Annotated in this window: 20 protein-coding genes; 15 read left to right on the forward strand and 5 right to left on the reverse strand. The window is 47.5% G+C overall.

The window, feature by feature from the left end:
- Positions 1-14: 14 nt before the first annotated feature.
- The 5 genes from PaeBR_RS07455 (at position 15) to PaeBR_RS07475 (ending at position 6,585) form a co-directional block, all read left to right on the forward strand.
- The gene (locus PaeBR_RS07455) at positions 15-1,364 is read left to right on the forward strand and encodes an ABC transporter substrate-binding protein (protein ID WP_410514218.1); all 1,350 of its coding nucleotides are present in this window, start codon (positions 15-17) and stop codon (positions 1,362-1,364) included.
- Between the two features lie 84 nt (positions 1,365-1,448).
- On the forward strand, positions 1,449-2,330 hold the full coding sequence (locus PaeBR_RS07460) for a carbohydrate ABC transporter permease (RefSeq protein ID WP_410514219.1): 882 nt from the start codon (positions 1,449-1,451) through the stop codon (positions 2,328-2,330).
- A 2-nt stretch (positions 2,331-2,332) separates the two neighbouring features.
- The gene (locus tag PaeBR_RS07465) at positions 2,333-3,166 is read left to right on the forward strand and encodes a carbohydrate ABC transporter permease (RefSeq protein WP_410514220.1); all 834 of its coding nucleotides are present in this window, start codon (positions 2,333-2,335) and stop codon (positions 3,164-3,166) included.
- Between the two features lie 73 nt (positions 3,167-3,239).
- Positions 3,240-4,979 (forward strand): sensor histidine kinase, encoded by a 1,740-nt coding sequence (locus PaeBR_RS07470; protein WP_410514221.1) that lies wholly within the window; start codon positions 3,240-3,242, stop codon positions 4,977-4,979.
- 28 nt (positions 4,980-5,007) lie between these two features.
- Entirely contained in the window at positions 5,008-6,585 is a 1,578-nt protein-coding gene (locus PaeBR_RS07475; protein ID WP_410514222.1) for a response regulator, read from the forward strand.
- A 239-nt stretch (positions 6,586-6,824) separates the two neighbouring features.
- Here PaeBR_RS07475 and PaeBR_RS07480 read toward each other — a convergent pair whose 3' ends face one another.
- The 3 genes from PaeBR_RS07480 to PaeBR_RS07490 form a co-directional block, all read right to left on the reverse strand.
- The gene (locus PaeBR_RS07480) at positions 6,825-7,928 is read right to left on the reverse strand and encodes a helix-turn-helix domain-containing protein (RefSeq protein WP_410514223.1); all 1,104 of its coding nucleotides are present in this window, start codon (positions 7,926-7,928) and stop codon (positions 6,825-6,827) included.
- A complete protein-coding gene (locus PaeBR_RS07485; protein ID WP_410514224.1) occupies positions 7,918-8,259 on the reverse strand; it encodes a type II toxin-antitoxin system RelE/ParE family toxin in 342 nt (113 codons plus the stop codon). Before PaeBR_RS07485 ends, PaeBR_RS07480 begins: the two co-directional genes overlap by 11 nt.
- 224 nt (positions 8,260-8,483) lie before the next feature.
- On the reverse strand, positions 8,484-9,296 hold the full coding sequence (locus PaeBR_RS07490; RefSeq protein WP_410514225.1) for a hypothetical protein: 813 nt from the start codon (positions 9,294-9,296) through the stop codon (positions 8,484-8,486).
- Between the two features lie 87 nt (positions 9,297-9,383).
- Here PaeBR_RS07490 and PaeBR_RS07495 point away from each other — a divergent pair, with 87 nt between their 5' ends.
- A complete protein-coding gene (locus PaeBR_RS07495) occupies positions 9,384-9,704 on the forward strand; it encodes a PadR family transcriptional regulator (RefSeq protein ID WP_410514226.1) in 321 nt (106 codons plus the stop codon).
- Positions 9,701-10,420 carry a permease prefix domain 1-containing protein gene (locus PaeBR_RS07500; RefSeq protein WP_410514227.1) on the forward strand — a complete coding sequence of 240 codons (720 nt, stop codon included), beginning with the start codon at positions 9,701-9,703 and terminating at the stop codon, positions 10,418-10,420. The genes PaeBR_RS07495 and PaeBR_RS07500 overlap by 4 nt, the downstream gene beginning before the upstream one ends.
- A 125-nt stretch (positions 10,421-10,545) precedes the next feature.
- On the opposite strand, the gene PaeBR_RS07505 is transcribed toward PaeBR_RS07500, so the two are convergent.
- Positions 10,546-11,145, reverse strand: coding sequence for a phosphatidylglycerophosphatase A (locus PaeBR_RS07505; protein WP_410514228.1), 600 nt, complete (start codon positions 11,143-11,145; stop codon positions 10,546-10,548).
- Positions 11,146-11,381: 236 nt separating this feature from the next.
- Here PaeBR_RS07505 and PaeBR_RS07510 point away from each other — a divergent pair, with 236 nt between their 5' ends.
- The 7 genes from PaeBR_RS07510 (at position 11,382) to PaeBR_RS07540 (ending at position 17,133) form a co-directional block, all read left to right on the forward strand.
- The gene (locus PaeBR_RS07510; protein ID WP_410514229.1) at positions 11,382-12,500 is read left to right on the forward strand and encodes a GerMN domain-containing protein; all 1,119 of its coding nucleotides are present in this window, start codon (positions 11,382-11,384) and stop codon (positions 12,498-12,500) included.
- Between the two features lie 92 nt (positions 12,501-12,592).
- Positions 12,593-13,351, forward strand: coding sequence for a ribonuclease PH (gene rph / locus PaeBR_RS07515; RefSeq protein ID WP_410514230.1), 759 nt, complete (start codon positions 12,593-12,595; stop codon positions 13,349-13,351).
- The gene (locus PaeBR_RS07520; RefSeq protein WP_410514231.1) at positions 13,352-13,984 is read left to right on the forward strand and encodes an XTP/dITP diphosphatase; all 633 of its coding nucleotides are present in this window, start codon (positions 13,352-13,354) and stop codon (positions 13,982-13,984) included.
- A gap of 192 nt (positions 13,985-14,176) precedes the next feature.
- On the forward strand, positions 14,177-14,608 hold the full coding sequence (locus PaeBR_RS07525; RefSeq protein ID WP_410514232.1) for an NfeD family protein: 432 nt from the start codon (positions 14,177-14,179) through the stop codon (positions 14,606-14,608).
- Complete coding sequence (locus tag PaeBR_RS07530; RefSeq protein ID WP_410514233.1) at positions 14,608-15,543, forward strand: SPFH domain-containing protein; 936 nt, start codon at positions 14,608-14,610, stop codon at positions 15,541-15,543. The genes PaeBR_RS07525 and PaeBR_RS07530 overlap by 1 nt, the downstream gene beginning before the upstream one ends.
- Before the next feature lie 128 nt (positions 15,544-15,671).
- Positions 15,672-16,178 carry a cupin domain-containing protein gene (locus PaeBR_RS07535; RefSeq protein WP_410514234.1) on the forward strand — a complete coding sequence of 169 codons (507 nt, stop codon included), beginning with the start codon at positions 15,672-15,674 and terminating at the stop codon, positions 16,176-16,178.
- A 118-nt stretch (positions 16,179-16,296) separates the two neighbouring features.
- Positions 16,297-17,133, forward strand: a complete 837-nt coding sequence (locus tag PaeBR_RS07540; RefSeq protein ID WP_410514235.1) for an aldo/keto reductase — start codon at positions 16,297-16,299, stop codon at positions 17,131-17,133.
- Between the two features lie 250 nt (positions 17,134-17,383).
- On the opposite strand, the gene asnB is transcribed toward PaeBR_RS07540, so the two are convergent.
- Positions 17,384-19,228: an asparagine synthase (glutamine-hydrolyzing) gene (gene asnB / locus PaeBR_RS07545; RefSeq protein ID WP_410514236.1), complete on the reverse strand. Its 1,845-nt coding sequence runs from the start codon at positions 19,226-19,228 to the stop codon at positions 17,384-17,386.
- A 145-nt stretch (positions 19,229-19,373) separates the two neighbouring features.
- Between asnB and PaeBR_RS07550 the strand changes: the two genes are divergently transcribed.
- Positions 19,374-19,730 (forward strand): hypothetical protein, encoded by a 357-nt coding sequence (locus tag PaeBR_RS07550; RefSeq protein WP_410514237.1) that lies wholly within the window; start codon positions 19,374-19,376, stop codon positions 19,728-19,730.
- Positions 19,731-20,110 lie beyond the last annotated feature (380 nt).

The raw sequence follows: 20,110 nt of genomic DNA on the forward strand, positions 1-20,110 counted from the left end.
AGGAGGTCTTATAAATGAAACGTTACGTCAAATGGTTGAGTCTCGCGTTATCGCTTGTTGTCCTGATAACACTAACGAGCGCATGCGGGGACGATAACAAATCTAATAACAACGCTGCAGAAACGGCGAACAAGGGTCAAAAGGCGAACAAGAAAACGTATAAATGGTTCGTTGCCCGCGGAGTAGACGGCCCTCAGGCCGTTACCGTAAAGGAAATTGCGGACGAATTTTCCAAAACGCATCCGGAATTCGAACTGGTAATGGAAGGCACGGGCGATCGCCCGTCCTATTTGCAGAAACTGCGGACATTGATCGCAAGCAACGAGATGCCCGCTATGTTTGATACCGATCCAGATGCCTATGCTTCCAAGCTAGTGGAGCAAGGAAAGCTGGTGGACATGAAGAAAGTGCTGCAAGACCTTGGAAAATATGAAGATTTCCGTCCGATTGCTTTGCAATATCAGCAGTTCGCAGACGGTTCCATGTATACGCTCCCGCTCGAATTCGGGATCGAGGTATTCTGGTACAACATCAAGATGTTTAAGGATCTTGGCCTTGAACCGCCGAAGACGTTCGATGAGTTCATGAAAGTTTCCGAGACGCTGAAGCAGAACGGGATTACGCCGATAGCCGTCGACGGTAAGGACAAATGGCCGGTTCTCCGGTACCTGGCTTACAAACCTTTCCGCATGACCGGCAATGATTTTATCGAGAACGTAAAGCAAGGTAAGGCATCGTTCAAGGATCCGGCCGGCATGGCAGGCATTAAGTTTGTTCACGAACTGGGCACCAAAGGGTACTTCCAACAAGGGTTCACTGCTACGGATTACACCGCGGCGCGCGACCTGTTCCTCGCGGGCAAAACCGGTATCTATTACATGGGTTCATGGGAAACGATGAATTTCGCAAATGAAAAAATCAGCTCTGAAATGAAGGACAACATCGGATTTTTCCGGCTTCCCATGACGGAAGGGGCCAAGACGGCGGACAACGATTATTTCATCAACTCGGGAATCGGCGTTGCATTCAACCAAGAGACTTTCGATGATACGATGAAGGAATTCGTCAAATTCCTCCTGGAGAAATATCCGGAAGCCTATACGAAAAAAGGCCAATTCTCCCCTTTCAATTATTCGGTTGATCAAGGACAAGGAATGCCGGAAATTTTCTATAAAATTCAAGACGAAATCGCGAAATCCGGAAGCGTATTCGCGGTGCCGTGGGATACGCGCCTCGACCCGGCAACAAATGAGCTGCTTGGTAACGAGCTCAATGCCTTGGCTCTCGGTGCCCTCTCCCCGGATGAATTTGCGGAATTAATGGATCAAACCATTAAAGAAAACGCTCCGAAATATTTCAAATAACCTTGCTGATCAAACTGGCCAACCGAATTCGATTGGCCAGTTATGTAAGTAAAAAACAATATTAGAATGGGGAATGAGGAAGGTATGGATAAAGTCCTACGCAATCACAAAGCCGTTCTCGTCTTCCTGCTGCCGGCTTTGCTCGTGTATTTATTCACCGTTCTAGCGCCAATCCTTTGGTCGATCTATTTCAGCTTCTTCTCCTGGGACGGGGTTTCCGATATGGTCTATATCGGCTTTGACAATTATGCCAAGATGTTCGGCGGCGATAAGACGTTCTGGAAGGCATTCAGCAACAACCTGATCTATGTGTTCATTATTGTGGTGATGCAAGTGTTTCTCGGTTTATTGGTTGCCATCTTGCTGACCAGCATCACCAAAGGCAGAGAATTGTTTAAAACGTTGTATTTCGCTCCCGCTATTATCACGTCGGTAGCCATAGCACAGTTGTTCCAAAACGTATACTCGTTCGAACCGGCCGGAATATTGAACTTTTGTCTGCAGCAGATCGGTCTCGGAGACTGGAGCAGGCCTTGGCTTTCCGACTTGAAGTGGGCTTTGACTGCGGTATCGATACCCGAAGGTTGGCGTTATATTGGTCTTTATATGATCATTTTATATACTGCGCTCATTTCCATTCCTTCCGATATCGAGGAAGCCGCCAGAATTGACGGAGCTTCTTCCTGGAACCTGTTTCGTTCGATCAAAATGCCGATGATCAAGCCGGTACTGATGGTTTCTATCATTATGGCCACTACGGGAGCTTTAAAAGGGTTCGACATCCCGTATCTCATGACGAACGGGGGACCGGGCCGCGTGACGGAGTTATTGCCGACTTATATGTACAAAACCGCATTCTCCAGTCTGAACTTCGGCTACGGCAGCGCTATGGCCGTATTTATTGTCATTGAAAGCCTCATTGCAGTCGCCTTTATTCGACGGATGATGGACAGTAAGGAGACCTGAAAATGAAACCTTCCAGCTATTCCAAGGCGATTCTTGTGATTATTTCCTTTGCTCTGCTTGTCATTCAAGTTTATCCGCTTATTTGGGTTTTCATCTCCAGTTTTAAGGCGCCCACCGATTTTTCCGGCAACAACCCGCTTAGCCTGCCCAGCACATTCACAGTCGAAAATTATCTCAGGGTTTGGAACAAAGGGAATTTGGGTACTTATTTTTTCAATAGTATCATCGTCGCCGTGACGACCATCGTTTTAGTGATCCTGTTCAGCGCCATGGCCGCTTTCGTTATTGAGAAGATGCGTTTTAAATGGAGCCAAAGCGTGTTGTTCTTATTCCTGTGCGGCATCATGATCCCGATCCAAGTCGTGCTCATACCGCTTTTCATTATTTATAACAAAACGGGACTTATCAATACGCTTACTTCCCTTATTTTGCCCCAAGTTGGTTTTGCACTGCCGATCTCGATTTATCTGTTCGTCAGCTTCTACAAATACATCTCGAACGAGATTATGGAGGCCGCCGTTATGGACGGCTGCGGTGTTTACCAGGTTTTTTGGCGGATGATTTTCCCTCTATCCCGCAATACGATCGTCACGGTTGTCGTCATGAATCTGATTTTTGTCTGGAATGAGTTTATCTTCGCAAATACGTTTATTCACGACCTGAAATCGCGGACCATTCCGGTTGGCTTAATGGATTATATCGGCCAGTACGGATTGACGGATTGGGGAGCGACCTATGCTGCAATCAGCATCACGACAATCCCGACCATGATTGTGTACTTCATTTTCAACAAGAGCGTTATTTCCGGCATGACCGCAGGAGCGACTAAAGGTTGATCTCCCAAATAGCTTTGACAGAAGTTATACTGAAAGTATCAGGCTTTACACTTTTCTCAGCCAGAGGGAGATCATGAAAATTAACCGGCCATTCCTGTCGATCAGCATCCGAAGCAAGATTATCATATTGTCTATCGCCTGTTCCTTACTGCCGCTTGTCCTTATCGCCTCCTTAACCTTTGTCTATTTGAGCAAGGTGGTAGAGAACAAGGTGTCCGATACCACCTCCAATTTGCTGGGCTCCATCAATTGGAACATCCAAACATTCGTGAATGACGTTGAAACGATCTCTAAACTCATGTTGTCTTCACGTGACGTTCAAACCTTCCTATCCTATAACAAGGATGATTTTAAGGAAATTTATGACCTTCAAAATGCCACTCGTAATCTGGTTGTCAATATTACCAACAACAAATCGTATATACGTTACGTCTACGTAGGCAGCGGGAAAAGGGAACTGATTGTCACGAACCAATGGGACAGATTCACTTACGACAATATTTATCAGGCTGTCTCCCGGTCGAAATGGTATCAGCAAGTGGGAGGCATGGGGGGCCGGGGATTGTGGCTGAACAGCGATGAAGTCCGGCTCGTCAAGAACAGTCCGGACTTGCTGCTGTTCGGCAAACGATTAAATAACCTCGAAACGCTTGAACCGATCGGCATGTTGATCATTTCAATCGATAGACGGGTCTTCGATGAAATGTTCAAAGACATTACCAATGCGGAAAACGGGCATTTAATGATCCTGGAGCAAAACAAAGTCATCTATCATAATTCCCGTACCGCCAATTTGAAACAGATTTCTCAAAAGGAATTGAATCTGCTCTATGATTTGCCTGGACAAGGCACCCGCATTGAAACGATGGGCGGAGAACGATATGTCATCACCTTCGATACGAATCCGGGGACCCAGTGGAAAGTGGTCAGCATGATCCCCTATTCGAACATCAATTCGGAAATCGTCTTCATTCGTAATGTAACGTTCTCGTTGACGCTGGTGGCTTTCCTGCTTGCCGCCTATGGTTCGTATTTGATCTCGAACCGGATCACCAAGCAATTGACCTTGCTCTCTTCCGTCGCCCGAAAAGTGGCCAAACGGGATGATATCGAAGGAATCCTCTTTGAGGAGGAAGACGAAATCGGAAAAATCGGCAATCAATTCTTGCGGACCTTCCGCACCAACACCGAATTGTCGGACAAATTGATCGAAGCCAAGCTTAAGGAGAAGGAAGCGGAGCTGCATGCGCTGCAGAGTCAAATCAACCCTCATTTCCTATACAATACGCTGAATTCCATCTATCTGATGGCGGAACGAGTCGGTGCCAAAAACATTTCCAAAATGGTCATGTCTCTTTCCAATATTTTTAAATTAAGCTTGAACAACGGGGACTACATTACGACTGTCGGCAATGAAATCGACCAAGTGAAAAATTATTTGGAGATTCAAAACATCCGCTATATGGGGAAATTCGAGGTGACAATCGAACTCGAACCGGGAATCGAGCCTATCCGCATGCTGAAGCTTCTTATTCAGCCGTTGGTGGAAAATGCGATTTTTCATGGAATCGAGTTGAAAGAGGACAAAGGGAGCATTGCCATTCGGGGCCGAAGAGAAGGGGAAACGCTTGTATTCGAAGTCGAGGATGACGGAGTGGGTTTTGATTCTGCTGTTATGCAGCCGAGGGGATATGCCTTAAGGAACATACAGGAAAGGATCCAACTGCATTACGGCCAAAACCGTGGGATCCGCATAGACAGCGTTCCGGGCGCCGGAACCAAAGTTACCCTTGAGATCGGCATAATGGATTGAGGTCGGGCTATGAAGGTGGGAACACATCATGTATAAACTTTTTATAGCGGATGATGAACAGCTTGTGGTGGAAACGTTATCGGCCATGATCGATTGGAACGCATCAGGGGTACGGATCGTGGGGACGGCAAACAACGGCAAACAAGCGTTGGAACGGATTCTTCAGTCGGATCCGGACGTTGTCCTGACAGATATTCGAATGCCCGGCCTGAACGGGCTCGAGCTGATCCGTGCCCTGAAGGAGAAAGGCCGCAAAGCGGAATGCATCATCGTGAGCGGATATTCCGAGTTTGAATACGCCAAAGAAGCCATTGAGCTGGAGGCAGTGGATTATCTGATCAAGCCGGCAGAGCTCGAGGAAGTGGCCAAGACCGTCTCGAGGGCGATCGAGCGTCTGGAGCGTAAAGCGGATCAAACGGGGAATCGTCCTGAGCTTCGAAATGCAAAAGCATTAGATCGGGCGGTGTTTACGGATCTAATCGTCCATGGGAAACGTCCATCGTTCGATCAGACGCCATACGAACCATATGACCAGTTTGCGGCCATCCTTATCGGAAGCTCGGCGACGCTTTGGCTCGAACGAATGAAGAACAATGGCGTTACGGATGCTCTCCTGAGTTTTTTGGCGAATCGCGGAATCGTCGTGGATCTGCTCTATGAGCAGCAGAAAATCATCTTATTATGCATGGCGACCCTAGAGGAATGCGCACCATTAACGGAAATTCTGATGGCTGCAGCCGCAACATTTTCGAATGACGGCTCATCGGACGATATTTCATTGTCGTTTGGAATCGGTCCGGTTGTAACCGATATCATGCATGCGCATATCTCTTTTTTGGCAGCCGACAAGGCATGTCAAATGGGTTTGTTCTTCGGCGTTCCGGTAATGGATGGGAATAGTTGGCCGGAGATCATCCGCGTTTCCGAGAGATTGCTCTCCGATTGGTCTGACCAAATACAATCCTTCGTCCGTTACGAACAGACAGAGTTCGAAGAGATACTCAATCGTTGGACGGAATGGGGGACGGGGCGATTGATCACTCCCGTTACCCTGAAGAAGGCCGGTACTCAGTGGGTGAACCGGTTGCTCGATTTGATCGAGCAGGACTATGGAATCAAGATCGAGAGCGTGATTGGAGACCGCACGCGGCTGATTGACGGGATACTGGAAGCGCCGGATTGGGCGTCTTTGCAGAAACAGTGCCAGGATTGTGCGCAGGGTGTGCAATTTTATTTGAACGTAACAAAAACCACCCTGAAAGAAAAGGTGGTTCAAGAAATCAAAGCTTATCTGGAATCCCATTACCATGAAAATATTGGGCTCGATCAATTGGCGGAGCGATTCGATCTGAACTCTTCCTATGTAAGCAACTTATATTCCAAATCAACCGGGCAGACGATTCTGGAATATGTCACTTTGCTACGCATTCAGAAAGCGAAACAGATGCTGAGGGAAACCAGCTTCAAAATTTCCAAAATATCACAAAACGTTGGATATGATAACCAACGGTATTTCTGCCAAGTTTTCAAGAAGCATGTGGGCGTAAGTCCCGGACATTACAGAGAAGAGCATATGATAAAAAGCGAAGGAGACCGTTCGTCATGAAGGATTTATTCCTGCGTAAGAAATGTACAAAATAATAGGAACTCAGACAGTACTGGTTACAGGGGAATATGTGCTTCAAATCGCTACTTTGTTCTAATTTCTAAAGGCACCTCATGACGAGGTGCCTATTAACTTGCCGTTACAGACAGCACGGTGAACCGTATCATAAATAGTGGTAAAGCGGAAAGTTGAAATAGCAATAAGTTCAAAAGAAATAACCCGCGCACTATAAACGGGGGTTATTTTGTCCAGACGTATCTAACTTTCAGTTCATTCAGAACAGTTCTAAATGAAACTCGCTCATCATGCTGCAATCTGCCTAAAACTATACCTGGTGATACACCAATCTTTTCAGCGAACTTAACTATATGTGTCTTTGTAATAAAAGGTGTTTGACAAAAATGCACATATTCGTCATAAGGTATAAGTGTATCAGCAGAAAATTTATTTGCTTCTTGTTCTTCTTTATCAAGAGGATTGTGTCCGTACTCCAAAAAGGTTTCTCGTTTTCCATGAAGAACGATATGACCTGCCTCATGAAAGAAATTGAACCATAAATGGTCATCTGAACGATATCTTAAACTTAGCTGAATAACAGCTTTCTCTGGATTCAACCAATAGGTGGCTCCGTTAACGGAACAGCCAGGTAACTCTTTGACAATAACAACAGCGACACCAACACTGGAGCATATTTCCGTGAGTTTAGGCAAGAAAACTTGGGGGTCTTGTATTCTGGTTAAATTTCTTATCTCATTTTGTAAAAGGGACTTAAACTCAGATTTGTTATAGGGATTGCAAGGTATATTAGCTTCTATTTCGCCTTTGTTTAACCATGCAGATAAAGAAAAAGGGTCACTTTTATTTGCTACAGCTTTTCTAAAGGCAACTCGACTTTCTAAATTTCCTCCCCAAATAGCTTCCCAAGCTTCAACTGTTGATATTCTAAAAAAAGACAAGACTTCATGGAGCTGGTCTATTTTATCAGCTTTTTTTTCTATCCAGCCCATTTTTGTCATTGGAAGAAGGGGGATTTTCCGAAGAAAGTCCGTTTGATTTTCAAGGCGAGCTCTTTCTTTAAGAAGAGCTAATTTTTCTCTATAGTTCTTTTCAAGATTATTCCATAATGTTGCTGGAACCCCGGTGGCTCTTTCTAATTCAATGGCTGTAGTCGGTGTAATCTCAGCTTTGCCCTTTATAATTTCGTTGATGGTTTTTATGGGTCTTCCCATTCGCCTAGATAGTTCAGCCTGAGTCATACCGATTTCTTCAAGAGTATCAAGTAGAGTTTGTCCGGGTGGAATGGCGTAATTAGGATTACCTTTCAAATCCTGCTTATTCGCCATGATAATTCACCACCTCAATAATTTTTATGTCAGTAACTTGTGTTTTGTCTATTCCTCCGTTGGATGTAGTTGGAATAGGTTCATGTTCGGGGACAAAAATAATACGGAAGGGCTCTTTTACGGTAACACTGAATTGCCCATTCCTATTGTTACTCAATTCGTGAAGCCGAGCAGGAGGGACATGGGGGATTTCACTTAAATTCGTAGCAGCAAGTAGTTCCGCGTACCTTGTCTGGATTTTTCGAGCATTATCTTTACCGTATACCTTGAAACATTCCCGTTCATCATCAAAAGATTTCTTCAGCTTCTTGTCTTTAAAGTATACATTCATCACTTTCCCCCGTCAATAAGTATTAACCCAAAAGGTTAATAATATTCAATGGGCTTGTCACCCTTTTAGTTGCTCTATAACTGCATAATGAAAGGATAAAAGCTTTTTAGGCGATAGTCAATGGCTTGTGGATAACTATTCCAAGGGAAGCATTGTTCCGATATTAACAAACTCTGTGTAGTCGATAAAAAGAAAAGACCGGAAGAGTATGCCCTCTATCCGGTCTAAATGGCAAACCAAATTTCAATGTAATTATGCTGACGTAAAATTCTAAGGTAATCGAGGGTTAACCAACCTTGCCATTCTATTTTTGCAATTTGCCATGTATCTTCAAACTGTCCCCATGCCCAAGCAGGATTCCAGCAGCCTTCTTCTGTTTGTTTTGCGATAAGGTAGTCAAGATTAGCAGGTAAAACTTTTTCAAACATCTTGTAATACGGAGAATTAGGGGATTGAACAACTTGTATTGGTTGTAGGCAATACTTTTGCCATAACTCCGGTTGAATAGTAACACACTTTTCAACCATCATGGCTAATTTTTCAGACAGATGTTCCGTCAAGCTTGATGGCAATCGTTCCGACATCCTTAAGAAACACAACAACTCATGAAATTCTGGTTCTTGCAGTTTATCTATATAATTCAATAAGTATTGTGTGAGTTCATCTAACAAGTCCTGCGATACAAGACCCTTAAATTCATGAAGGTATCCCAAAATTTCCGCATTTGGGTTGCCCGTAAATGGACTTGATTCTACAGCTTGTTTTACCATATCGGTATTTTCATCTGCATGGATTCTTGAAAGGTATTGGAATGCAACGGTTGTACCTAAAGCAGATGATTCGTTACATCGGAAATCAGGCTCAATGGCTTTTCCAAAGCCACCATCACTATTTTGATACGCTTTAAGTTCAGCCAGTACGCTTTCCGTAGTGCCGTTTTCAAACTCGAATTCGAACATAGCTTGGTCGAGTTTCCTTGATTTTTCCATAATGAAGCTTCTTGCTTTATTAAACTGGTCTCTTGAAAGTTTAGGCATTGATTATCCCTCCCAATAATAATTCGTTATGCTTCAAGATAGGACCTTTACTTGTTAACTACCTTGCATTATGGAAATTGATAAGAGGTGTTAAAAGGATACATCGAAACAGTACTACTCAGTCTTCTAAGAGAAAAACCGGTTTATGGGTATGAATTGGCTAGGACTGCCCTAGATCGGAGTGATGGTACTTTTGAATTAAAAGAAGCAACTCTCTATTTAGGCTTAAAACGATTGGAGAAAAACGGACTATTAACGTCGTTTTGGGGGGATTCGAACAATGGCGGCGGTAGAAGAAAATATTACGAGCTTACAGAAGCCGGTGATGAGCGTTTAAGACAAAAGAAAAGGGAATGGGAATTTGTTAAGAAAATGATGGACCAATTTTTGGGAGGGATTGAAGAATGACGGAACAGCCATTTGATGCCAAAACTATGGAGATCGTACATAAATACATAGACAGACTTTGTAACAGAATGAATGAATCTCCAAAAGAAGTTGAAGAATTTCGGGAAGAGATGTCAACCAATTTACTGAGTAGTGTAAACGACTGGGCAACGAGGGGGTATTCAGAGTCGGACGCATTGGATAAGGCATTGGAGAACTTTGGAGAACCAAGCCAGATTGAAACAGAGCTAAAGGCGCTTTATCGAATTAAAAAAGTATTTTCGGGTAGTATTCTGAAAGCAGCTATCGTCCTATTTTTGTTAGGTGCTCTTATTGTGGGTTGGTTCTTTATGTGGAATGAAATGCTCCATTATGAGGTAGCCAAGAAAACATTTGATATAGTGAAACAGGAAATGGGGACAATGGAACAACCGGTCAGCAATGAAATGGGAGAGAAGTTAGAGAAAAGTATTGCGGGCAGTGACACAAATAAGGCAGTAAGCATTGACTTAGGAATGAAGTTACTTAGTAATGTCACGTTTATGGTTGGAATCACACTGCTGTTTGGTTATTGGGTACTATTCGCAGTATGGGCGAGTATGAATGTATACTATTCAGGTCATGGAAAATCACTTTGGGTAATTTTGTTCCTGTTGTTAAATGTACTAGGATATGGGCTTTACATTTTTGTAGGTAAAATGAACAAGCAACATAGACGGTTACATAGATTTGCTTGAAATACGGTTTAAACAGACAGAGCTGAAATCCCCGTGTTATCTTTAAAACAGCCAGGCAGAGAAGTTCTCTGCCTGGCTGTTTTTGAATTAATCATCGTATAGGCTCTTATGTTCGGCATGTGTGCTTATTCTGGTTCTTCGCCTGCGATAGTCCTTTTCTTTGCGGCCTCTTCTACATCCTCTGGTGCATGCGGAAGGCCGAGTTCCTGCTCCCGTTCCGCCTGCTTGCGGTGTGCAATCCGGCTGCTGGCTGCGGCGGCGACGGCTCCGACAATATCGTCAAGGAAGGTGTGGATTTCCCCTGTATTTTTATTGTTCAACCGCTCCAGCACACCGGGCTTCAGCTTGTCGACGTAGCCGTAGTTGGTAAACCCGATGCTCCCATAGACGTTTACTATGGAAAAGGCTAATATCTCATCCACTCCGTACAGCCCCTCATCATGCTCAATCATATCCTGAAGTTGGGGAAACAGCTTCCGCTCTTCTGCCAGCACATCCAGCTGGATACCTGTCAAAACCGCGTTCTGCACTTCCCGCTTGCTTAATACCATTTCTACATTGTGGACACATTCATCCATGGTTAAATTCGGATAATAACGCTGCTGCAGCAGCATAACAAGCTCCGCAATCTCCAGTATCGTTACTCCCCGTTTGTGCAGCCAGCTTCTTGTCGCCTCAGCGACCGCCTTGCTGTTAAGACTGTAAGGCATTTTTGCGTCAGCCATGTTCAGTCACCCCGTTAGTGAGTCGTTAGTTTTATACCTAGTGAATTTGTAAAGAGATCTAAACTTTAATGAAATTGTACTTTTCCGGATGGCATTTGTCTAGTGTAAGCGTTTCCGGACCCTTAATCCTGCTGCTTGACTTAAACTTTTAGGATAAGCTGTTGTTATTTTTTGAGGAAAGGGCTCGTATACATAGCAGTACAAATGATATTTAATCTCTGAAAGGGGCAATAAACATGACACATATGCAAAAGATTCGCGGGATTTCCGCAGCCTGCCTGCTGGCAGTTCCGCTGGCTCTGTCCGGCTGTAACTGGTTCGGATTGGAGGAGTCCGCCGCTGTTGATCCGCCGCCTACTGAAGTGGAAGCGCAAATGCTGGAGATGAGCGGGGACACGCTGGATTCCGGTGTGTTTGGCCCAGTTACAATCGGTGACACGGACACAGCCAAAGACGGTGCCTCAGCCTCCACAGACGGCAGTTCTTCCTCACCACGGACAACTGTATTTCTGGAGGATGGCAATGGATTGCTTGCTCCGGTTTCTCTCAGCTTACCGTCCGGGGACGGTGCAGCAGTCCTGAAGGATTCGCTTACTGCACTGGTCAGTAAAGGTGCCTATTCGGCATCCCTGCCCTCAGGCTTCCAAGGTATCCTCCCGGCCGGCACTGCCGTGCAAAATGTTACCGTCGATAAAGGCCTCGCTGTCGTCGAATTTAACGCCAAGTTCAACGACTATGATCCTGCAGACGAGCGTAAAATGCTGGAAGCCATCACTTGGACACTTACCGGACAGGAGGGAATTCAGGGTGTACAGCTGTGGGTCGACGGCAAAAAGCTGACGGAGATGCCGTTAAAAGGTACTCCGCTGGATCGTCCGCTGTCACGCACTATGGGTATTAATTTGCCTAAGAGCAGTACCCTTGCCATGAATTCCAGTGCCGTTACCCTTTATTTCTCGGCTTCTTCTTCGGACGGTGTACAATATTATGTCCCGGTTACACGATTTGTACCAGCAGGACAGGAGCCCTTGAAGGCAGCACTGAATGAATTGATATCCGGACCGGAGTCGGGAGACGGACTGGAAATGGTCATGACCGACGGGACAGTACTTGAATCCGTGGAGGAGGGGCAAAACGGTGTGGTAACCGTATCGCTGACAGATGATATGTTCGTTGACGGTGATAAGGTGCCTGCGGAAATGCTGGAGTCTGTGGTGCTGACGGTTGCACAGAACAGCGGGGACTCCCTGGTCCAGATTCGTCTCAACGGCAAGGAAGCTGTTACGGGAACCAATGAAGTGAACTACGGCAAGCCGGTCTCGGCACCGCAGTATTTGAATGAGATGCCGATGTAGAGATAAACGGATTGGCCAAAAAGATGCTTTTGTGCCTGCTCTTTGGTAGAATAAAGGTTGCTTTTAATGAGCTGATGTAGGAGGCAGAAAAGATGAGATCAAACGGGCGGAATGACGACCAGCTGCGGTCATTGACGATAACAACCCAAACGAATAAATATGCTGAGGGCTCCGTGATTATTGAAATGGGAGACACCAAGGTCATTTGCACGGCTACTGTAGAAGAGAAGGTTCCACCTTTCCTTAAAGGACAGGGAAAAGGCTGGGTTACTGCCGAATATTCCATGCTTCCACGGGCAACTGGAACACGCAACCAACGAGAGGCGGCACGGGGCAAGCTAACCGGACGCACCATGGAAATTCAGCGGCTCATCGGCCGGGCGCTGCGCTCGGTAGTGAACTTGCAGGCGCTGGGCGAACGCAGCATCACGCTGGATTGTGATGTCATTCAGGCGGACGGCGGTACGCGGACGGCTTCGATAACCGGTGCTTTTGTAGCTATGGCCTTTGCCATTAACAAAATCGCGCTGCAGCACAAGCTCAGCGTATTTCCAATCACCGACTATCTGGCGGCAATCAGTGTCGGCGTAGTTGGGGACAAGGCGCTGCTTGATTTGAATTATGATGAGGATTCCAAAGCCAAAGTAGACATGAACGTAGTAATGACAGGCGGCGGTGCATTCGTTGAGGTTCAAGGAACCGGCGAGGACAGACCGTTCACTCGTCAAGAGCTGGATCAGCTGCTTGGCCTTGGTGAAAAAGGGATAACCGAGCTAATTGCCGTGCAAAAAGAAGTCCTGGGTGCTATAGCGCTCAAAATCCCTACCGGCCAGCCGGGCCTAGAGGTCTAAGTGAAGTCCACGGGCGGTATTCTTATTGTTGCGACGAAGAATCAAGGCAAGGTACGGGAGTTCCAGCACGCCTTCTCTCCGCTTGGACTGACGGTGAAGAGCATGTTCGACTATCCCGATCTTCCGGACGTAGTAGAGGATGGGGCTACCTTTGCCGAGAACGCGCTGAAAAAAGCAAAGACTGTAGGCGATGCGCTCGGGCTCCCTGTTCTTGCTGATGACTCCGGCCTTTGCGTGGATGTGCTTGACGGCAGACCGGGGGTTTACTCCGCACGTTATGCAGGTGAAGGGGCCGAAGATGGAGATAATAATCTGAAGCTGCTCGGCGAGCTGGAGGAGCTGAAGCAGGGTGAAGATACCGGACAGCCCTTGCTTAGTACCGCAAGATTCGTATGCGCGTTATCGCTCTACGACCCGGCCTCTGGCCGTGAGCTGTCGGCTGAAGGCCATGTGGAAGGCTGGATTACCTCCGAGCCTGCGGGCGGCGGCGGATTCGGGTATGATCCGCTCTTTTACCTGCCGGATTACGGGAAGACCATGGCGGAGCTGACACTCGAAGAAAAGCAGGGCATCAGCCATCGCGGCATTGCGCTGCGGCTGCTGACGGAGAAGCTGTCTGCGGAAGGACGCTGAAAGTTAATGAAGAAGAAGCTTGCAGAGAAGGCGTGTGCCTTGTTCTGCAAGCTTTTTTGGTGACCCGAATAACATCGCACACGATGAAATATAATGAATATACATGCCTGCGTCTGTATTTCTCAAACTTCTGCAACGCTGCGCTGTTTTTTTCGTTATAGTAGTATATAGCGGAAGGTGGTGGGTTCACCGATGATCTGGATGTTTTGGTTAATTGCAGCCGGTGTCCTGTTTGTAGTTGAAATGATGACGCTGACGTTTTACCTGCTGTGGCTCTGTATCGGCGCTTTTGCTGCCGGTCTGCTCTCGCTTGTATGGCCGGATGCCATTTTGCTTCAAGTGGTGCTCGGCTCGCTGGTCGCACTCGGTTTAACCTTGTTCTCGAAGCCGCTGGTGGCGAGGTTCCGCAGCTCCCGCGGGTTCCAGGATACCGGCACGGAAATCGTAGGTCGACAAGGAATTGTGATGGAGCCGATCGAGCAGGGGCGTTACGGGCAGGTTAAGGTTGGCGGAGATACCTGGAGCGCAACATCGGTTCAAAGTCTTGGCAAGGATGAGGTTGTCAGAGTAGTCAAGAGAGGTACCACTATTATTGAAGTAGAACGATGGGGGGAAACGTACTAATGGAATGGGTATTTATTGTAGTAGTACTTGCTGTGGTTGTGGTATTTATTGCATTAACGGTCAAAATCGTACCGCAGCAGCGTGTAGGGGTTGTGGAGCGTCTCGGTAGATTTCACCGGCTGCTTACGCCAGGTCTGAACATTCTGATTCCGGTTATTGATCAGGTGCGCACCTATCATGATCTGCGGATTCAACAGGCCAATGTGCCGCCGCAAACGGTTATTACAAAGGATAACGTGCAGGTGCAGATTGACACGATTATTTTCTATCAGGTTGTTGGACCGGAAGAAGCGACTTACGGCATTTCTGATTATGTATATGGTGTACGGAACATCTCGACGGCAACGATGCGGCAAATTATCGGCAAGCTGGAGCTGGATGAAACACTGTCCGGACGGGAAAAAATATCGACCGAAATCCGTATTGCCCTCGATGAAGCCACGGAGAAGTGGGGCGTGCGGATCGAGCGCGTGGAAGTCATCGACATCAAGCCGCCGCTTGATATTCAGGAAGCGATGGATAAGCAAATGAAAGCCGAGCGGAGCAAGCGGGCAATTGTCCTGGAAGCTGAAGCAGCCAAGCAGGACATGATTCTGCGTGCGGAAGGCGACAAACAAGGTAAGATCCTGAAGGCGGAGGGCGACAAGGAAGCTCGTATCCGCCAGGCGGAAGGCTTGCGGCAGGCGCAGGAGCTGGAGGCACTCGGTCAGGCCAAAGCGATTCAAGCTATCGCTGAAGCAGAGAAAGTCAGAATCCAGCTGCTCAGTACCGCTGGGCTTGATGAGCAGGTGCTCGCTTACCGTTCCTTCGAAGCGCTGAGTGAAATCGCCAAAGGGCCGGCCAACAAAGTCTTCCTGCCAACCAGCGCAGTGGAGACACTCGGAAGTCTGGGCGCGATTGCCGAAGTGTTCAAGGCCGGTAAGGACGGCAAGTAACAGAGCGTAATTTACAATTGCGGCGTATTCCGTTAAAGTAAAAAGCAAAACGAAGGCTAAGCTTACGAAGCCATGCTTCGCAAAACTAAGTCCATGCTTACGAAGCCATGCTTCGCAAAACTAAGCCCATGCTTACGAAGCCAGTTTTGCTACGCAAAACTTTAAAGGAGAGAAAATACGTGACGCAAAAAGAAATTTCGCCGCTTGTTGAAGCGCTGGGACTGCAGCCGCACATTGAAGGCGGCTGGTACAAACGGCTCTGGAACGCCTCATTTGAAATTCCGCAGGAGGTGCTGGGCGGAAGCTATTCCGGCTCGCGCCATTCGGCATCTTCTATTTATTTTCTGCTTCATAGTGACGAAGCCTCCGAATGGCACACGGTGCTCTCGGATGAAATATGGCTATGGCATTCCGGCAGTCCGATCGTGTTAAGTCTGGGAGGCCGTGGAGACAAACCGGAAGATGTGAAGGAGTACATCCTGGGTCTGGATGTCGCTGCCGGTCAGCAGCCGCAGCTGGTTGTTCCTGCTGGAGTATGGCAGGCAGCACGCCCGCTCGGTGACGAACCGGTGCTGGTTTCCTGTATTGTGTCTCCGGAATTTCACTTTGACGACTTCAGAATGATCGAGAAGTAAAAAAGAACGGGGGCAGATACCAGCCTCCGTTCTTTTGATTTTTGGTAACGCAGACATGATCTGATATACTTATTTTTGGTAAGTTAACCAAACTATATTGGGCTTGGAGGGTTATACTATGAGTCAATTGAACGGACCATTTTCAGGGGGACCCACGTTAAATGACGGAGTTACAATGCCGTGGCTGGGGCTGGGTGTATGGCAGACTAAGGACGGAGATGAGGTTATCCATGCCGTCAAGTCGGCGGTGGAGACCGGGTATCGCAGTATTGATACAGCTGCAGGCTATAACAACGAGGATGGTGTTGGACAAGCGATCCGTGAATGCGGCGTTTCCCGGGATGAGTTGTTTATTACGACCAAAGTACGCAATCCGGATCAAGGCTACGAATCCACACTGAAGGCGTTCGAGGTTAGCCGGCGCAAGCTGGGACTGGATGTTATTGATTTATATTTGATTCATTGGCCAGTCGCGGGCAAATATCGTGATACCTGGAAAGCTTTAATTCATCTGCAAAAGGAAGGCCTCATTAAATCCATCGGTGTGAGCAACTTTCAGATTCACCATCTGAAGGATATCATTGAAGATACCGGAGTCGTACCCGTGGTCAATCAGGTGGAATTCCATCCGCTGCTGACACAACGCGAGCTGCTGAAGTACTGCCGCGAGCAAGGCGTTCAACTGGAGGCCTGGAGCCCGCTGATGCAGGGGAATCTCGATCTGCCGCTTCTCCAGGATCTAGCCGGGAAGTACGGCAAAACTCCAGCCCAAATTGTCCTGCGTTGGGATTTGCAGCAGGGTGTGATCACAATTCCGAAATCGGTGCATGCAGAGCGAATTACGGAAAATGCCGGATTCTTTGACTTCACACTCAGCGATGAGGATGTAAAAGCGATTGAAAACCTCAACCAGAATCACCGTTTTGGTCCGGACCCGGATAACTTCAACTTTTAAAAGTAGTTAAAAGCTGATGCCGAAATGTTGTATAAATTGCAGAATTCAGCGTGATTCTGGTCTAGCTGGTGCTGATTTGTTGTAAAAAGTGCAGAATTAGCTTCATCATGGTCTAGCTGATGCCGAAATATTGTATAAAGTGCAGGAATCGGCATGTATTTCGGTAGTACTGGCGATGAGTTAGCCTTAAAAAGGCAGTCCAAGATATCATCCTTGGACTGCCTTTTTATATATGGGCTAGAAAAGCTCGTTAATGAATAGTTACTTTATAGGTACGCAGCCAGAGATTAACTTGGGCCAGATAAGCGAACAGCTGCGGACCGGACATCAGCTGCCCGAACCAGGGCAGATTGCTGGAAGACTCCGGTGATGAGGCAATTTTGCGGATTTTGGCTGCATCGATTAAAGGAAGTATGGGAGAGCTGGAATCATCGAGAATATTCAGCATCTGCTCCCGCACAGCATTTAAATAGGCCGGGTTATGCGTTTTGGGATAGGGACTTTTTTTGCGGTAGAGCACATCATCCGGCAGTACACCTTCAAGCGCCTTGCGCAGGATGCCCTTTTCCCGGTTGCCCACCATCTTGATTTCCCAAGGAATGTTCCATACATATTGGACAAGGCGGTGATCACAATAAGGAACGCGGACCTCAAGCCCTACACCCATGCTCATCCGGTCCTTGCGGTCCAAAAGAGTGGGCATGAAGCGGGTAATATTGAGATAGGACATCACGCGCATTTGAGCCTGTTTTCCGGTCTCCCCTTCAAGCCTTGGTACCTCCGCGACGGCATCGCTGTATCTGTCAGCCAGATACTCCAGCGGCCGAATCCATTCATTAATTTCCGGGGATAGCAGTCCTGCCCGCATTTTGGGAGCAACCGACCATGGAAAAGTGCCTGAGGAGAGCATCTCCTCACGATGGAACCAGGGATATCCGCCAAAGATTTCATCGGCAGCTTCGCCGGAAATGGCGACGGTGGCTTCTTTTTTAATCTCCCGGCAAAATAAATACAGAGAAGAGTCCACATCGGTCATACCCGGCAAATCGCGGGAGTACAAAGCGTTATCCAGCGCTGCTACAAGCTCCGGCGTATCGAATGCAACATAGTGGTGATTCGTATTCAGCTCATCGACCATCCGTTTAATCCATGGGCCGTCTGCGCCAGGCTGAAAGGAATGGCTTTTGAAATGTTTATCGTTGTCGACATAGTCTACGGAAAAGGTATTCACTTGCCCCTGACCGGTCCGGTTGTAGTAATTAACCGCGAGCGCCGTAAGTGCGCTGGAGTCAAGTCCTCCGGACAGCAGGGAGCAGACAGGAACGTCTGATACCAGCTGCCGCTCCAGAGTATCCTGAAGCAGCTCACGTACTTTAGCCGCCGTTTCTGCTACGCTGTCGGTATGGGTAAAGCTATCCAGCTTCCAGTATGCATAGCTCCGCAGTCCTTCGCGGCTGTAGATCATCGCATGGCCCGGGCGCAGCTCCAACATATCCTTATATACCCCGTGTCCCGGTGTCCGTGCCGGACCGACGATGAAGACCTCCGCCAGACCCTCGGGTCCGACAGCCGGTTGAACTTTTGGATGCTGCAGCAGTGCCTTTGGTTCGGAGCCGAATACAAAGACATCATCGACCTGACTGTAAAATAACGGTTTTACCCCCAGCCGGTCACGTGCAAAAAAGACCTGCTCCTGCAAACCGTCCCACACAGCAATGGCAAAGATACCATTCAGCTTCTCCACGCAGTTCGGTCCCCACTCGATGTAGGCATGAAGCAGCACCTCTGTATCACATTCCGTACGGAAGTGATGTCCGCGCTGTATTAATTCTTTTTTAAGTTCCGGGGCATTATATAATTCGCCGTTATATACGATTGCGTACATGTTCTCCTCATGGCGGGCAATCATGGGCTGAGCACCGTGTTCGGGATCGATAACGCTAAGTCTGCGATGTCCAAAGGCGCAAGGTCCTGATATCCAGGTGCCTGCTGCATCCGGTCCGCGGTTGGCCAGGGTTTCGGTCATTCTCACCAGCAGCTGTGAGTGCTGTGTCAGATCCCCGCGCCACTGGATAAATCCGGTTATTCCGCACATGATGGTTCATCCTCTCTTTTTGTGCGATTGTTGTCCTTTCTTTTTTGCCAAGTAATACAGATATATGCCGAAGGAAGGGATAAAATGTATGTCCTTATCCGAACACTAGGGGAGAGGGAAATTTGCCAGGAAGGATGGATGACAGGTGTATTACATAAAAGACGCCAAAATTCGCAGAATGACGGAGTATGACGGTGCACCCTGTGCAGAGGTAGGCGTATTGCCCGGGGCTGTAGAAGATTCTGCGCTTTTGGTGTATATCGTAGAGGATCGGCGTGAAGAGGGCTATGAGATTGTCCGTATCCTTACTAATGATGCTGACCTGTCTGCGGACTGGTTTGACAATAATATGCACGATGCTTTTGAAGATGTGACGGTCAGCGCCTTTGAGGGCAGTGCAGTTATGGAGCCTGAGGAGGAGCGTTCCAAGTTCCAGCGTGAGCTGCTCATCTTCGGGGATTTGAAAAAACAGCTGGAAGAGCATTTCGGGCAGTATCCCTGAATCGTTGGATGTCTGCCGGGACACCCTTCGCTTTGTGGAGTAGGATTGGGCGGACTGTATAGCCCTGATATGAACGAAACTGTCAAGCGCCGCTGTAGCAACTCCGTTTTTGGCGCACTTAAACAAACCTATCAATAGACGTCTTTTAAAGAGAGCCCCCTTTTTCCAAAGGGGTTGACTCTGAGTGTGACTTCTTTCCTTACACATTAGGGAGGGAGCATGTCCTTAGCTTGGAGGCAAAAATCATTCGCTGGTCGGCATCCTGATATTCGTGGGTTTACACATGGTATTAATCCATCTGAAGAGCCTGCCGCTAACTATTTTCGTCCATCGTTCGCAAGCAAACGGGCACAAAGGGCTTCCGCGGCGTTTCTCTTCAC

This window comes from Paenibacillus sp. BR2-3, assembly GCF_046529485.1.
Lineage (GTDB): Bacteria > Bacillota > Bacilli > Paenibacillales > Paenibacillaceae > Paenibacillus_AQ.

Bases quoted from the DNA above. Each gene is read 5' to 3' on its own strand.
- PaeBR_RS07455 (WP_410514218.1), top strand. From the start codon at position 15: ATGAAACGTTACGTCAAATGGTTGAGTCTCGCGTTATCGCTTGTTGTC.
- PaeBR_RS07460 (WP_410514219.1), top strand. From the start codon at position 1,449: ATGGATAAAGTCCTACGCAATCACAAAGCCGTTCTCGTCTTCCTGCTG.
- PaeBR_RS07465 (WP_410514220.1), top strand. From the start codon at position 2,333: ATGAAACCTTCCAGCTATTCCAAGGCGATTCTTGTGATTATTTCCTTT.
- PaeBR_RS07470 (WP_410514221.1), top strand. From the start codon at position 3,240: ATGAAAATTAACCGGCCATTCCTGTCGATCAGCATCCGAAGCAAGATT.
- PaeBR_RS07475 (WP_410514222.1), top strand. From the start codon at position 5,008: ATGTATAAACTTTTTATAGCGGATGATGAACAGCTTGTGGTGGAAACG.
- PaeBR_RS07480 (WP_410514223.1), bottom strand. From the start codon at position 7,928: ATGGCGAATAAGCAGGATTTGAAAGGTAATCCTAATTACGCCATTCCA.
- PaeBR_RS07485 (WP_410514224.1), bottom strand. From the start codon at position 8,259: ATGAATGTATACTTTAAAGACAAGAAGCTGAAGAAATCTTTTGATGAT.
- PaeBR_RS07490 (WP_410514225.1), bottom strand. From the start codon at position 9,296: ATGCCTAAACTTTCAAGAGACCAGTTTAATAAAGCAAGAAGCTTCATT.
- PaeBR_RS07500 (WP_410514227.1), top strand. From the start codon at position 9,701: ATGACGGAACAGCCATTTGATGCCAAAACTATGGAGATCGTACATAAA.
- PaeBR_RS07505 (WP_410514228.1), bottom strand. From the start codon at position 11,145: ATGGCTGACGCAAAAATGCCTTACAGTCTTAACAGCAAGGCGGTCGCT.
- PaeBR_RS07510 (WP_410514229.1), top strand. From the start codon at position 11,382: ATGACACATATGCAAAAGATTCGCGGGATTTCCGCAGCCTGCCTGCTG.
- rph (WP_410514230.1), top strand. From the start codon at position 12,593: ATGAGATCAAACGGGCGGAATGACGACCAGCTGCGGTCATTGACGATA.
- PaeBR_RS07525 (WP_410514232.1), top strand. From the start codon at position 14,177: ATGATCTGGATGTTTTGGTTAATTGCAGCCGGTGTCCTGTTTGTAGTT.
- PaeBR_RS07530 (WP_410514233.1), top strand. From the start codon at position 14,608: ATGGAATGGGTATTTATTGTAGTAGTACTTGCTGTGGTTGTGGTATTT.
- PaeBR_RS07535 (WP_410514234.1), top strand. From the start codon at position 15,672: ATGCTTACGAAGCCAGTTTTGCTACGCAAAACTTTAAAGGAGAGAAAA.
- PaeBR_RS07540 (WP_410514235.1), top strand. From the start codon at position 16,297: ATGAGTCAATTGAACGGACCATTTTCAGGGGGACCCACGTTAAATGAC.
- asnB (WP_410514236.1), bottom strand. From the start codon at position 19,228: ATGTGCGGAATAACCGGATTTATCCAGTGGCGCGGGGATCTGACACAG.